Source organism: Ureibacillus sp. FSL K6-0165, assembly GCF_038004285.1.
Classification (GTDB): Bacteria; Bacillota; Bacilli; order Bacillales_A; family Planococcaceae; genus Ureibacillus; species Ureibacillus thermosphaericus.
The window spans coordinates 893,695-908,258 of record NZ_JBBOQS010000001.1; the positions used below are offsets into that span (position 1 = coordinate 893,695).

Annotated in this window: 16 protein-coding genes; 12 read left to right on the forward strand and 4 right to left on the reverse strand. The window is 33.9% G+C overall.

All coding sequences use genetic code 11. The annotated features are described in order from the left end of the window. Window positions 1-367: 367 nt before the first annotated feature. Window positions 368-511, forward strand: a complete 144-nt coding sequence (locus NST00_RS04455; protein WP_172597779.1) for a hypothetical protein — start codon at window positions 368-370, stop codon at window positions 509-511. Window positions 512-674: 163 nt separating this feature from the next. Here the strand turns inward: NST00_RS04455 and NST00_RS04460 are convergent, their stop codons facing one another. Further along, entirely contained in the window at window positions 675-1,205 is a 531-nt protein-coding gene (locus tag NST00_RS04460) for a YceI family protein (protein ID WP_026019078.1), read from the reverse strand. Between the two features lie 252 nt (window positions 1,206-1,457). On the opposite strand from NST00_RS04460, the gene murB reads away from it, so the two are divergent. From murB to NST00_RS04500, 8 genes are all read left to right on the forward strand, one after another. Continuing rightward, complete coding sequence (gene murB / locus NST00_RS04465) at window positions 1,458-2,369, forward strand: UDP-N-acetylmuramate dehydrogenase (RefSeq protein ID WP_016838338.1); 912 nt, start codon at window positions 1,458-1,460, stop codon at window positions 2,367-2,369. Window positions 2,370-2,503: 134 nt separating this feature from the next. Beyond that, window positions 2,504-3,277, forward strand: a complete 774-nt coding sequence (locus tag NST00_RS04470; protein WP_340709675.1) for an exodeoxyribonuclease III — start codon at window positions 2,504-2,506, stop codon at window positions 3,275-3,277. A gap of 222 nt (window positions 3,278-3,499) precedes the next feature. Beyond that, the gene (locus NST00_RS04475; protein WP_340709676.1) at window positions 3,500-3,784 is read left to right on the forward strand and encodes a late competence development ComFB family protein; all 285 of its coding nucleotides are present in this window, start codon (window positions 3,500-3,502) and stop codon (window positions 3,782-3,784) included. Window positions 3,785-3,912: 128 nt separating this feature from the next. Continuing rightward, entirely contained in the window at window positions 3,913-4,326 is a 414-nt protein-coding gene (mntR, locus tag NST00_RS04480; protein ID WP_016838335.1) for a transcriptional regulator MntR, read from the forward strand. A 24-nt stretch (window positions 4,327-4,350) separates the two neighbouring features. Beyond that, window positions 4,351-5,205: a CvfB family protein gene (locus NST00_RS04485; RefSeq protein ID WP_016838334.1), complete on the forward strand. Its 855-nt coding sequence runs from the start codon at window positions 4,351-4,353 to the stop codon at window positions 5,203-5,205. 106 nt (window positions 5,206-5,311) lie between these two features. Next, the gene (locus NST00_RS04490; RefSeq protein ID WP_016838333.1) at window positions 5,312-6,235 is read left to right on the forward strand and encodes a DUF1002 domain-containing protein; all 924 of its coding nucleotides are present in this window, start codon (window positions 5,312-5,314) and stop codon (window positions 6,233-6,235) included. A 53-nt stretch (window positions 6,236-6,288) separates the two neighbouring features. Then, window positions 6,289-6,567 carry a GNAT family N-acetyltransferase gene (locus NST00_RS04495; RefSeq protein ID WP_016838332.1) on the forward strand — a complete coding sequence of 93 codons (279 nt, stop codon included), beginning with the start codon at window positions 6,289-6,291 and terminating at the stop codon, window positions 6,565-6,567. Window positions 6,568-6,650: 83 nt separating this feature from the next. Beyond that, window positions 6,651-6,953: a hypothetical protein gene (locus NST00_RS04500; protein ID WP_016838331.1), complete on the forward strand. Its 303-nt coding sequence runs from the start codon at window positions 6,651-6,653 to the stop codon at window positions 6,951-6,953. 368 nt (window positions 6,954-7,321) lie between these two features. Here NST00_RS04500 and NST00_RS04505 read toward each other — a convergent pair whose 3' ends face one another. Continuing rightward, window positions 7,322-8,842: an acetyl-CoA hydrolase/transferase family protein gene (locus NST00_RS04505; protein WP_340709677.1), complete on the reverse strand. Its 1,521-nt coding sequence runs from the start codon at window positions 8,840-8,842 to the stop codon at window positions 7,322-7,324. Between the two features lie 347 nt (window positions 8,843-9,189). After that, a complete protein-coding gene (locus NST00_RS04510; RefSeq protein ID WP_016838328.1) occupies window positions 9,190-9,840 on the reverse strand; it encodes a LytTR family DNA-binding domain-containing protein in 651 nt (216 codons plus the stop codon). A gap of 484 nt (window positions 9,841-10,324) precedes the next feature. On the opposite strand from NST00_RS04510, the gene NST00_RS04515 reads away from it, so the two are divergent. The 3 genes from NST00_RS04515 (at window position 10,325) to NST00_RS04525 (ending at window position 12,959) form a co-directional block, all read left to right on the forward strand. Next, window positions 10,325-11,128, forward strand: a complete 804-nt coding sequence (locus tag NST00_RS04515) for a helix-turn-helix transcriptional regulator (RefSeq protein WP_016838327.1) — start codon at window positions 10,325-10,327, stop codon at window positions 11,126-11,128. Between the two features lie 91 nt (window positions 11,129-11,219). Continuing rightward, entirely contained in the window at window positions 11,220-11,978 is a 759-nt protein-coding gene (gene yidC / locus NST00_RS04520) for a membrane protein insertase YidC (protein WP_096549802.1), read from the forward strand. A 111-nt stretch (window positions 11,979-12,089) separates the two neighbouring features. Continuing rightward, window positions 12,090-12,959 carry a M15 family metallopeptidase gene (locus tag NST00_RS04525; protein ID WP_168412641.1) on the forward strand — a complete coding sequence of 290 codons (870 nt, stop codon included), beginning with the start codon at window positions 12,090-12,092 and terminating at the stop codon, window positions 12,957-12,959. Between the two features lie 44 nt (window positions 12,960-13,003). On the opposite strand, the gene cls is transcribed toward NST00_RS04525, so the two are convergent. Beyond that, window positions 13,004-14,458, reverse strand: coding sequence for a cardiolipin synthase (cls, locus tag NST00_RS04530; RefSeq protein WP_016838324.1), 1,455 nt, complete (start codon window positions 14,456-14,458; stop codon window positions 13,004-13,006). Window positions 14,459-14,564: the final 106 nt, after the last annotated feature.

Here is a 14,564-nt window from a genome sequence, read left to right on the forward strand (position 1 = left end):
AAGTAACAGTTAGCTTAACGCAAGGGTGTCCGTGGTGACGCGGAATCTGAAGGAAGCGAGCGGCAAACTTCCGGTCTGAGGAACACGAACTTCATATAAGGCTAGGTATCATTGGATGAGTTTGCTAAACAAAACAAAGTCCTTTCTGCCAAAGGTGGTACAGAGTAAATGAAGCAGATAGATGGAAGGAAAGATTACATTCTTACCCGGGGAGGTCTGGCGGATATGTGAAGTACGCTTCATAACCTACTTAGTGATAAGTAGCTGAACCGTCAGAAGTCAGCAGAGGTCATAGTATTAGTTGGTTTAGAACTACTAAGAAGGACCGAACAATTAAGAGAGAATAGCCCTTGGCATTCAGTGAGTCATGATGAACACAGAAAACGTAGTACCTCACTTGAGGAAGGAAGCGGTGAATCCCGTGGGAGACCTCTTGGAGGGTGGAGTGACCACTGGCATAAAGAGAACAGCTATTCACGGAAGTTATAAAGACTTGCGTCAATCATCTTAATTGAACCGCCGTATACGGAACCGTACGTACGGTGGTGTGAGAGGACGGGAGTTAATCGCTCCCTCCTACTCGATTATAAATGTATGGACGCTTCAATATGTATTTATTAAAAATGTTTATCTAATCCACTATGTTTCTTAAATAGATTTAGATTTATAAAACACTATAGTATTGGATAAATTTCAAATTCCGCATTAACATCTACTAATTCTCCAATTAGAAGTCCTCCAGATTCTAACCTTGCATTATAAGTTAAGTCAAAATCTTTTCTGTTGATTTTCGCTGCTGCTGAAAATCCATATGTATCTTGTCCCCAAGGGCTTTTAACATGTCCTTTATAAGTCGTTTCAAAGATCACAGGTTTTGTTACTTCTTTTATTGTCATATCACCATGTATGTAAAATTTATTATGATCGATTTGTTCTATGCTTGTTACGTTATAAGTGATTTTTGGATATTTATCCGCATAAAAAAACTCGTTTGAAGTTAAATGTTGATCTCTCAATAAATCGTTTGTTGAAATACTGGCTACATCAATTTCTATACTAATGTTTGCATTTATTAAATCTTCAATTGAATCTGCTTCGATTTCCGCATGATAAGAATTAAAGTGGCCTATTACATTTGCTATCATCATATGTTTTACAGAAAAAGTGATGGAAGAGTGGGAAAAATCTACAGCAAACTTTTTCATTTTTTCACCTGCTTTCAACATTCTTATTTTCATAATAGTTTATTATAATGTTAGAGACAATACTTGGAAGTATTATTTATAGTCTAAACTTTTATAACTAATGGAAAACATGGTACACTTATCGAGGAAAGATTTATGTTTTGAAAAGTTGGAAAATAATCGTAAAATTCTTGCAATTAAAGCATATATTTGCTTGTCAAAAAGTATACAATTACAGATACAAGGTTTAATACAGGAAAGGAATATGCTTTTATGACAATTGAACAATGGGTTAAGGATTTATCTGGGGTTACAAATAAAGAAAATATAAAAATAAACGAATCGTTAAAAAAATATACAATGACACAACTTGGAGGAAATGCTGATATATTAGTCATGCCGGAGACGGAAGAGGAAGTTGAGGCAATTGTACAGTATACGTATAACCATCAAATTCCGTTGTTAATTTTAGGAAATGGTTCTAACATGATTGTTCGTGACGGTGGCGTTCGTGGAATTGTAATGAATTTATCGAAACTCAATCAAATAAAAATTGAAGGAACCGAAGTGTATGCACAAAGTGGAGCACTTATTATGGATGTTTCCAAAAAAGCAGCAGAAGCAAGTTTAACAGGCTTAGAATTTGCTTGTGGAATTCCAGGTTCAGTAGGTGGAGCAATGGCGATGAACGCCGGTGCTTACGGTGGAGAAATCAATGACATCATCGTTCATTCCACAGTACTAACTAGGGAAGGAAAGCGTCTTGTATTATCAAAAGAAGAATTGGAATTAGGTTATCGAAAAAGCATTATAGCTCAGAAGAACTATATTGTGCTTTCATCATTATTCCGACTAGAAAAAGGTAATAAAGAAGAAATTGATGCAAAAATTGCAGATTTGACTTATAAACGACAATCTAAACAGCCGTTAGAATATCCTTCAGCAGGAAGCGTATTTAAACGCCCACCAGGTTATTTTGCTGGAAAATTAATTCAAGATAGTGGTCTTCAAGGAAAAGGGGTTGGCGGAGCAGAAGTTTCTACAAAACATGCTGGATTTATTATTAATAAAGGAAACGCAACTGCGACGGATTATATAGAAACAATCAAAATGGTCCAAAAAGTTGTAAAAGAAAAATTTGGTGTTGAGCTAGAACTTGAAGTGAAAATTGTTGGAGAAGATTAATGTCCAAGATAAATCATTGGAAATTTCCCAATTGAATCTTTATTATTCATAGGGAGGCAGCAACCTTCATTAAAAAGGTTGCTTCTCCCTTATTTTGTTTTTCTTTAAATTTTTCATACATAGTAGGTGGGAAAGTGAAATTTATTTCGTGGAATGTTAATGGAATACGAGCTTGTTTAAAGAAAGGGTTTTTAGACTACTTTAATAGAATGGATGCAGATTTTTTTTGTATTCAAGAAACGAAATGTCAAGCGGGACAAGTAGAGCTGCCGCTAAAAGGATATTATCAGTATTGGAACTATGCAGAGAAAAAGGGGTATTCAGGAACAGCAGTTTTTACGAAGCATAAACCTCTCTCCGTAAAATATGGAGTCGGAGAAATGGATTCTGAATCAGAAGGCAGAATTATTACATTAGAATACGATTCATTTTATTTAGTAAATGTGTATACACCAAATTCACAGAGGGATTTAGCAAGATTGGATAAACGATTGCAATGGGAAGATGATTTATTCGATTATTTGAAAGCGTTAGATCGTAAGAAGCCTGTTATTTATTGTGGAGATTTAAATGTCGCTCATCAAGAAATTGATTTAAAAAATGCCAAATCCAATATCGGAAATTCTGGGTTTACCTTTGAAGAAAGGGAAAAAATGACAAGATTATTATCAGAAGGTTTTACTGATACGTTTCGATATTTATATCCAAACCGAACAGATGCATATACTTGGTGGTCCTATATGAATAAAGTAAGAGAACGAAATATTGGATGGCGTATCGATTATTTTATCGTTTCAGATTTGATTGTCGATGCGATCATAAATAGTGAAATACATTCTGATATTTTAGGAAGTGACCACTGTCCAATTGTTTTGGAATTAAATGAAAATTTATTAGTTCATAAATAATAGGCAATTATCAATAATAGATATCCCTACTAAAGATATAGCATTCAGGATAAAATGTAAAAATGTTAATAAAAATGGCAAATTTTGAAATAATTCTACAAGATGAAATTGTATTTATATGGGATTATTATGAAAAAATAACTTGATACTATTGAGTATTTTGTTCTATCCGTTTATAGTATTAATTAATAAAAGTATAGTTTGAACGGAGAGAAAAAATAAATGTCACAACTAAGATTAGTGAATGTAATGGAAGAAATAGTAAGTGGACTTGTTCGTTATTTTTTACGAAGTCTGGAATATCAAACATTCTGTAATTGTGAAGAATGCGAATTAAATATAGTAGCAAATGTGTTAAATAATTTGCCTACATATTATGTAGTTTCTTTAAATGCTCGAGAAGAAGCGTTTAACGAATTAAAGGACTCAAGAAATATAGAAAACATTAATAAGGAAATCATACGTGCTATTCATGCAGTGGGCAAAAGAAGGGGTCATGTAGAGTAATGATGTCCAAAAAGTTGAAAACTAAACTTTTTGGACATTTTTGTTTGATTCTTTTGCCGTTAAAAGTTACATTTTTTAGTTACATTGTAGTAAACTGAATATGATAGACGAAAGTGAGGGGTCGTGTTATGCCAACACCTAGTATGGAAGATCATATCGAACAAATATATTTATTAATTGAAACAAAAGGATATGCCCGGGTGTCTGACATAGCTGAAGCTTTATCGGTTTTACCTTCCTCCGTAACAAAAATGGTGCAGAAACTAGATAAAGACGGTTATTTGGTATATGAAAAATACAGAGGGTTAACACTTACACCAAAGGGAGAAAAGCTTGGGAAGCGACTTGTTAAAAGACATGAACTTCTTGAGCAATTTTTAAGACTCATTGGTGTTGATGAAGATAAGATTTATGAAGATGTGGAAGGGATTGAACATCATTTAAGTTGGAATTCAATCGACCGCATCGCAGATTTAGTTCAATTGTTAGAAGAAGATGAGGAAATTGTAAAAAAGCTTGAAAAAATGAAACAACAACCATAATTTATTGGCGGAAGGGAAGCAATAATGAAAGATTTAAAAGCTGGTCAAGTAGTAGAGCTAACAGTCCTAGAGAAAGCTGGTTCAAGGTGGATACTGACAAATGGTGAACTAGAAATCCCACTTAATAGTTCTGAAGTAGCTACCCCTCTCACAGTAGGAGATCGTATAAAGGTATTTTTATATGCGAATCGCCGTGGGGAGTTATTAGCGACAACAATGGTACCGCATATTATTCAAGGAGAATATGGATGGGCAAAGGTATTAAAAATCTCGAATGAAGGTGCTGTTGTAGATATCGGCTCAACTCGGGAAGCCCTTGTGAAAGCAGAAGATTTACCAAAAATTCGTTCTTTATGGCCTAAGGCAGGAGATCACTTATTTATTACGTTGTATACAAATCGAAAGGGCGAATTGTTTGGGCGTCTCATAACAGAAGAAAAGGTAAGTGAGTTGTACGAAGAGGCTTCTGAAAAATTGTTTAATAAAAATATAATGGCTCGAGCTTATCGGCTATTGCCAGTAGGTTCGTTTTTATTAGGTATAGATCATCCTTATCGAATATTTGTACACCATAGTGAAATGGAATCTGAACCAAGGCTAGGGCAAGACGTAGAAGTTCGGATTATTGCTGTCAAGGAAGATGGAACAATGAATGGTTCCATGCTACCTCGCAGTCACGAAAGACTCAGCAATGATGCTGAGAAGATTTATGAGTACCTACAAAGTGTAGGAGGAAAGATGCCTTTTAGCGATAAGTCGACTCCGGAAGAGATTTATGCAATGTTTGATATGAGTAAAGGTGCATTTAAACGAGCTTTAGGTGTGCTCATGAAACAAAAAAAAGTAAAACAAGAAGATGGTTGGACGGAAATAATTTAATGCTTCTATGAATAGACACAAAAGGACAGTACGGAAACCTTTTGTGTTTTTTATTCGTACTAATTATGAGCAAACCTGAAGTTTAGGTTTGAAAGGAGAATTATGAATGAAGAAATGGTTGTCAATCATAGCTGGTTTGTTTTTCATGTTCAGTACGCTTATGCCTGGACAAGCATTAGCCACTCCTAAAACGATTAACGAAAAACTAGGTGTTCCAATAGTGGTTTATGGTGCAAACCTTTCAGATACTGAAAAAGAAGTGGTACGAGAAGTATTAAGAGTAGATGAAGAACAAGAAGTAGATGAAATCATCGTTTCCGGTCAAGACTTAGTAAAATACATTAGTAATAGTAATCCAAATGCTCGCATGTATTCTTCAGCCAAAATTACTCGAGAAGAAGAGGGGAAAGGCCTTACAGTCAGCATCGTAACGCCGGAAAATATAACAGAAGTGACATCTGAAATGTATGCGAATGCCATGTTGACGGCGGGCCTAGAAGATGCAACAGTGGAAGTAGCCGCTCCAAAGCCAGTAACGGGACATTCAGCCCTTGTTGGAATTTACAAAGCATATGAAGTAAAAACAGGAGAAACATTAGATATTGAAAGAACAGATGTTGCAAACGAAGAATTATATGTCGCAACAGAACTTGCTGATAACGCAAATATTAGCGATGAACAAGTTGCGCAGTTATTAACGGAGATTAAAAAGCAAATTGCTGAAATTGATCCACAAACAAGGGAAGAAGTGGAGAAAATAGTAACAGATCAATTATCAAAATTACAAATTGAGTTAAGTGATGCTGATAGACAAATGTTGATTGATTTAATGGACCGAATTCGACAGCTGGATATTGATTTTTCAAAATGGGCAGATCAATTGTCAAACATCAGTTCAAAGATTGAAGAAAAGTTTGGAAATCTTCTGCATGATGAAGGATTTTGGGAAAAAGTGAAAAACTTCTTTAGTAAATTAATCGAAACAATTTCCTCATGGTTCTCATCTTCTGAAGAACAGGAAGCAAACTAAATTACAATGCATGTTCCCTATGATATAGTAATTCAAAAAGGGGTGGAATGTTTATGGAATTCAAACTTGTTGAAAGAGGGACGAACTACTTTGCTTTTGAGTATGAAAAAGATGGGAAAATGTTAGCAGAAATTACGTGGAATCAGCATGATGGAATAATGGATATGACGCATACCTTCGTTTCACCAGAGCTTCGTGGGCAAGGTGTCGCGAAAAAATTATTAGAACGGGCAGTGGAATATGCGAGGGAACATCAATATAAAATGAATCCTATATGCTCTTACGTCGTGAATGAGTTTCGTAGTGGTGTATATGATGATGTAAAAGCGTAAAAGATAAGTGACATAAGAACATTATGTTTTTATGTCACTTTTTTTATTGTCAGTAAGAAAAGAAAATGAAAGGAGTTATTTCCATGGCAAAAGGGAAAGGTGTTGTATTGACTGCATTTGTAGCAGGTGTAGCAGCATTTCTCAGCAAAAAAGAAAATCGAGATAAAACGATGAAGATGATAAAAAATATGAGGACAACATTCTCGAAGGAAACTGACTTTGGTGAAAAGCGTTATAGCAAAAATAATAATAATGATTTAAAAGAAATTGCTGAAACGGCTGCAGATGATACTGAAACAAAAATTAGAGAAAACAATATGATTGCAGAAAGTGGCCTACAAACGGCGGTTATTTATTATAACGAAAACAATCAAGAAGTTAGATAACTATTTTAGTGCAAGGTTGGGATAACGAACTCAAAAGAAAAATGGTCGCAGTAGCGACGAGAATTGTGGAAACTTGTTTTGACTACCACAGGAGCAAATCATAAAATAATTTGAGGATGTCTAGAATATTTTCGGCTTTCTAGACACCCCCCAATCGGCCATTTTATTTAGCGCGGTGTTATTGTCCCAACCTTGCAATTGTTTATGCTTTATTATCAATCTGTTTTCTTTAAAGCCCATCATAATACATATTGATAGTTTGGAAATTTTCTTAATATGTGGAAGCTTTGAACGTATTCGATTGATGTAATGTTCTAAAAAAATAGCACAAACCAATGATTAGTTTGTGCTATTAATAAAATCATACATTATTTTACTTCTACTTCTTTTTTCATCGTGTTGTTTTTCAATAGGTTCACGTGCCAGCTTAATGCTTCCTCTAAAATATGAGGAGTTTGAACATTTCCGTATTTTTCTACTGCTCGATGATAATAATCCCAAAGTTGATCTTTGAAATCTGGATGCGCACAGTTTTCAATGATTAACGGCACTCGTTCTTTTGGCGCTAGACCACGTAAGTCAGCGATACCTTGTTCAGTTACGATGATGTCCACATCATGTTCAGTATGGTCATGGTGTGAAACCATTGGAACGATGGATGAAACTGCTCCACCTTTTGCATAAGATTTTGTTACGAAAATAGTTAGACGAGCGTTACGAGCAAAGTCTCCAGAACCACCGATACCGTTCATCATTTTTGTTCCAGCTACGTGAGTAGAGTTCACGTTACCGTAAATATCCACTTCAAGTGCAGCGTTAATAGAAATTAATCCGAGGCGACGAACGATTTCTGGGTGGTTAGAAATTTCTTGAGGACGCAAGCAAATTTTATCTATATATTTTTCAATGTTGCCATATACTTTTTGCTGTGCTTCAGCAGTTAAAGTAATGGATGTTGCAGATGCAAAGTTTACTTTTCCAGCGTCGATCAAATTAAATACAGCATCTTGTAAACATTCAGAGTAAACTTGTAAATTTTCAAATTCAGATTCTTTAAAGCCGTCTAAAACAGCATTTGCTACAGATCCAACTCCAGATTGAATCGGCATTAATTGGTTTGTTAAACGTCCAGCTTTAATTTCAGAACGGAAGAAGTCTAATAATAAATTTGCCATTCTTTGTGTTTCTTCATCTGGATCAACGATTTGTGAAGGAGCATCTGGCTCTTCAGAAATGACAATTGCTTTAATTTTCTCTGGGTTAACGCGAATTCCTTTTTCACCGATTCGTTGGTTTGCATTTGTTAAAGGAATTGGTTCACGCTCACCTTGAGGACCAGGAATATAAATATCATGAATACCAATTAAAGTTTCTGGATGGGAAATATTTAATTCAAGAATGATATTTTCAGCGTATTGTGCAAAAATTGGTGCGTTACCTACAGATGTAGTTGGAATAAGTAATCCATCTTCAGTAATTGCACAAACTTCAATAATTGCATATTGAATTGGACCGATAATTCCTTGACGTACTAACTCAGCATTGTGTGAAAGGTGTGCATCTACATATAGAATGTCACCTTTGTTGATCAAATTACGCATTGCTCTTTCGCCTTGGTAAGGTCCACGTTTACGAATAACGCCAGCTTCTGCAAGGTAATGGTCTACTTCAGGTCCAAGTGAAGCACCAGTATATACATCAATTTTGAATTGTTCTTTTTTTGCTCGTTCAACAAGAGCCATAGGAACAACTTTCGCATCCCCTGCACGTGTAAAACCACTCATGCCGACTACTGCACCATCTGGGATAAGGGCAGCTGCTTCTTCGGCAGATACAATACGTTCTTTTAATTGTGGTATACCAATTCTTTTTTCAATGATTGAATTCATATAATCCTCCCCTTTATTGATGTTCGTGTTGAACAGAGAAAAAAGCTTGTAAGAATTTTCAGTATATTGAGCGAGTAACGTTGCCATGCTCAAGAATACATTAATAATAGCACTTCTTTGTCACACAATCTTCAAATGTTGCATGAAAATGCTTAATTATCGTTTGAACGAGAAAATACGAGATTTTTCGACAAAAAATTATTTTAGAAAATTAAAAAACTATATAAATATGTTGGTTGATATAAAAAAACGCCGCTTTCTCAAAGGAAAACGGCAATTTTATTTAAAAAATTTATATGATGAAATTGCTGCAAAGTATGTGCCAAAACACTTTCGTTAGCGAAATATTAGAAACCTAATGAACGACGGAAGTAGCTTGCATATCTTTGGCTTACAGGAATTCTAGTACCATCTTTCATAACTAAAAGGAATGTTGAATGGGAATCAGGTTGAATTTCATCAATATAATCGATGTTTACGATATATGAACGATGGCAACGAATAAAATGGTCGTTGGATAGGAACAGTTCAAGATCGCTTAGATTTAAACGATGGAATCCTTCTTTATCCATTGTTTTTACGAAAGTTTTGCGAAGTTGAGTTTCTAAATAAACAACTTCATTATGTTTAATTGGATACCAGCAATCATCAACTTTGATTGTAATGTAGTTTGTTAAAAAAGGTGATGGCTTTTGAGGGAAAATAGCAGTGACAGCCCCTTTAATTTCTCCTTCAGTAATTAAAGGGATACTCATACCATAGTAAGGAACGCCAAAAACATCGGATTCAATGTAAGTGTTGATTTTTTTACCATATTGTATTGCTTTATATGCAGCAGAACCTTCTTTAATTGGGTCGCCAGGTTTAATTTTTAAGTCCACATGTTTACTTGGCTGATAATATATATATTCTTTAGTATCTGAAATAGCGATGGATGTATTTTCAGGGAAGAATTCTTTAATGACATCCATAATTTCTTCTATTTCTTTTGGATCCACTCTAAAACACCTCGTTTGTCCACATTTATAATTTTAATAATTTCTATTTTACTACATATTTTTAGAAAAGAAATAGAGAAGAATGTAATAACATAAGAACATTTTGCATCTGAGTTAATGAAAAAATTTGTTGAAAAATCTAGTTCTATTTTATTAGGAAATATATATTATTGAAAAACAGAAATCACATTTCCATAGTGTGAATCAAAGATAATATTCATCGGTAATTTAATTAGGAAATGGGAGTTGAAAAAAAAACGAAAATTATGGTAATATTCACTTTAGTTATAAATATTTATTTAAATTTTCAATTTTTTTCGGTCTTTAGGACAGATTTTTAGTATGAAACTAATCAAATTGTCACCTTTTTCATATTAAAAAATTTTTATTTATAGCATTTTTATGATTGGTTATATTAGTATAGTAACTATTGACATATATACGATTGATGCAAATTTCATTCTGAAGAAAGATGGGGTATTTTATGCAACTACACCAACAATCAATTTCTGAAACGATTTCGAAGAGATATTTTCAAGAAATTGACAGTATTAATCAATACACCGGTATTGAAGAATTTTTTACCATTGAATCACGTCTGTTATTTGAAATATTCCATTTGGAGGCAGATAAGGCGAAAAAATCATTGCACGAGCTAATTGATATCTTATCAATTCGTTTTGGAAAGCAAGTTATTAAAGAAGTTAGAAATTATTTTATGACACTTTCCTCGATTGTTGCAAGAAAACTTATGGAGAATCAAGTGCCTTCGAAGAAAGCCTTTGCCTTTAATGTTGCTTGTATAGACATGATTCAAAATAAAATGAAAGATGCAGAGTTCTTACAGTTTGCTGATGAGTTAATAGACTTTTATGTAAGTTTTATTGCGGATCGAAAACAACCTACATTCCGTCATCAAACTGTCAATAAAGTAATCATGTACATAAATGATGAATTAGAAAATGATTTAACGGTAGAAAGTATTGCGCAAAAATTTCATATTAGTACAAGCCACCTGTCCCGCATTTTCCGTGAACATGTAGGAATTACATTGGTAGAATACTTAAATGTAAGAAGAGTAGAAGAATCCCAATACTATTTAAGACATACAAATAAAAGCATTACATCCATTTCTGAACAATTCCATTTTTGCAACCAAAGTTATTTTACTCGTATTTTTAAAAAGTATACCGGAGTTACACCGAAACACTTCAGAGATGAATTGCATCATGATTTTTTTAGATTCGAACTTCCAGAAACAGCAAACGTCGAAAAAGAAAAAATATAAAGTTGTTTTTCATTTTGACACCTGCTGTTTGAAATTATAAAGTATATTCCGTATACTTCAATTTAGTTAGAATTTAATAGTAGGTGGAAAAATGAAAAAACTAATGCTGTTTTCACTTTTCGGCATCATGTTATTAGTGTTATCAGGATGCCAAGCAGTTGAAAATCAAGAAGGATTCTTTTATCATACCTTTGTCAAGCCAATGGATTGGTTGTTGAATACGCTTGGCGAATGGTTTGGCGGTAGTTATGGTTTAGCGATTATTGCGATTACAATTCTCATTCGCCTTATTTTGATGCCTTTTATGTTGCGTAATTATCGCCAACAATCGATTATGAAATCCAAAATGGATGTTATTAAGCCTAAAATGGATGAAATCCAAGAAAGATTAAAAAAGGCAACAACAAAAGAAGAACAAATGAAAATTCAACAAGAAATGTTAGCCTTATACCGTGAACATAATATTAACCCGTTAAATTTAGGATGCTTGCCGATTTTAATTCAAATGCCGATCATCATGGGGCTATACTTTGCTATTCTGTATTCAGACGAGGTAAAAACTCACGAATTTTTATGGTTTAATTTAGGAACACCGGATTTCGTTATAACGGCAATAGCTGGTATTGTTTATTTCATACAAGCGAGAGTTTCATTATGGACAGTTCCAGAAGCTCAAAAGCAACAAATGAAAATGATGATTTATATCTCGCCGATTATGATTGTAATCATCTCAATTTCGTCCATGGCGGCATTACCGTTATATTGGTCCGTCAGCGGGATATTACTAATTTTACAAACCTATATAGGAAGAAAATATTATTCTGAGCATCCAGTTGAAGAAGCAAAATAAGTAGTTTAGTCGAGTCTAAATGGGCTCGACTAATTTTTTTGAAGTAAATATGAGAAAATAGTGTTAAAATAATAGAGCGTGTTTTGAAATGAGACGGGATTAGGTGATTTTATGAAAAACAAAAAAAAGCATTATACACTACTTGGTATTTTGTTGATAATGATCATTGCTATTGTCTCCATCGTTTTCATTAATAACAATCTGAACAATGAGAGTGAAACAATTAAAACGGAAGATCAGGCTATTTCAGAAGAAAAAGAAAATGGGCTTGAAGAAGCAAAGGAAAATTCTGAAGTATTAGAAGATGAATTGGAAAATTCCAGCGACTCACAAGATGAAGGAAAAGTTGAAGGGGAAGAACCTCACCAAAAACCACAACAGCAACAACAACAGAAACCAGAAGATAAGAAATACAAAGAGAATAATGGTTATATTGAAGGGCAAACATTGCCTAGTGAGCCTACTTATATTAAGGGAGTACTGATTGCGAATAAAAAATATCCACTTCCAAAAGATTATGCACCGGGTGAAAACGTAGAAGCTCGTGCCGCTTTTGAGTTGATGGCCCAAGAAGCAAAAACATTAGGTTTTGAATTAGTAGCATTTAGTACATATCGTTCTTATGAATATCAGGAATTACTTTATAACAAATATGTAGAACGAGATGGCAAAGAGAATGCAGATCGCTACAGTGCACGTCCTGGTTATTCCGAACACCAAACAGGCTTAGCCTTTGATATTGGTGAAAAAGGCCGTGAAGATTTATGGCTTACAGAAGCGTTTGGACAATCGGAAGCTGGTAAATGGTTAGCAGAGAATGCACATAGATACGGCTTTATATTAAGATATCCGAAAGGGAAAGAGCACATTACAGGTTATATGTATGAATCTTGGCATTTTCGTTATTTAGGTGTGGAGCTTGCAACTAAAGTAAAAGATTCAGGATTAACTTTAGAAGAATATTTGGGAATTGATAAATAAAAAGAATTCGTTTTTCCAAAGGTTTTTTTGGAAAAACGAATTCTTTATAATATTGGAGTTAACAGTCTAGAAATTGACTCTTTAAATTTGATTATGACTGAACGATTTTCGTATTGTTCCAGTGTTAATTCTCTAGAATCTAAAATATCTTTTTCAAAGATTTCGGCTAATTCATGGCAAACAAGTTTATCATAAATAAATGCATTCACCTCAAAGTTTAATTTAAAACTTCGAACGTCGATATTAGCAGTTCCTACTGAAGCTGCTTCATCATCAATCACAATGGTTTTCGCATGGATAAATCCTTTATCGTAAATATACACTTTCGCGCCCGCCTTCAATAATTCCCCAATATAAGAATAAGTAGCCCAATAAACAAACAAATGGTCAGGTTTATTTGGAATCATAATACGAACATCGATTCCCGATAGGCTAGCCACTTCAATTGCATTTAAGAAGCTGTTATCCGGAATAAAATAAGGTGTTTGAATATAAATATACCGTTTTGCTTCCATGAGTAATTTTAAATATGCGTTTTTAATTGTTGGCCAGTCTGTATCAGGACCACTGGAGATAATTTGCATAGCCACATCCCCTTTTTTAGGAATGGCAGGAAAATAACGTTCTGAATACTCTATTTTGTGTTCGCTAGCTTGATTCCAATCTAAAATAAAGCGAGTTTGGATTGGAAGAACTGAACTGCCTTCTATGCGTAAATGGGTATCTCTCCAGTAGCCAAATTTATTGTTTAAACCTATATATTCATCCCCGACATTAAACCCACCAATGTAGCCAATTCGACCATCAATCACGACGATTTTTCGGTGGTTTCTAAAATTCAAACGCGGATTAATAAGCGGGAAAATCGAAGGGAAAAATACTTCAACTTCTCCACCTAATTCAATCAATTCTCTAAAATGTCTTTTTTTTATGCTTCTTGAACCCATTTCATCGTATAAGATTCTAATTTTGACACCCTGTTTTGCTTTTTTCTTTAATACTTCATAAATTCTTTGCCCTAAATTATCGAGCTTGAAAATGTAATATTGAATATGAACATGATCTTTTGCATTCAATATGTCATTGATTAATGACTGGAATTTTTCAACTCCATCATCAAAAATTTGAACTTGATTATCCTGCGTAAGAATGGCATCTCCCGTATTTAAATTCATTTGAATAAGATTTTTATAATTTTTAACGTAGTTTTCATTAAACTGAAACGTATCATTTTCAAGGGCTTCTATTTGATATTTGATTAAATTGTCGATGCCAATATCTTTTTGTCCATCCCAGCGAAATAAATGTTTTTTTCGTAGTTGTCTGCCAAGCAATAAATATAAAATAAAGCCAATTAAGGGTAGGAAAAATAAAACAAGGATCCATGCCCAAGTGGAAGATGCATCTCTTCTCTCTAAAAAGATAATTGTAATGGCAAGAATAATATTTAAAGCAAATAAGATAGGAATGAAAGGGATTGAATTAATGATGATGCTCATTCCACACCCACCTACTCCCCCAGTAATTATATATTATTATAACGTATTTATTGATTAGATAGAAATTATTGGCATATAAAAAGGCAACCACTTGATTGGTTGCCCA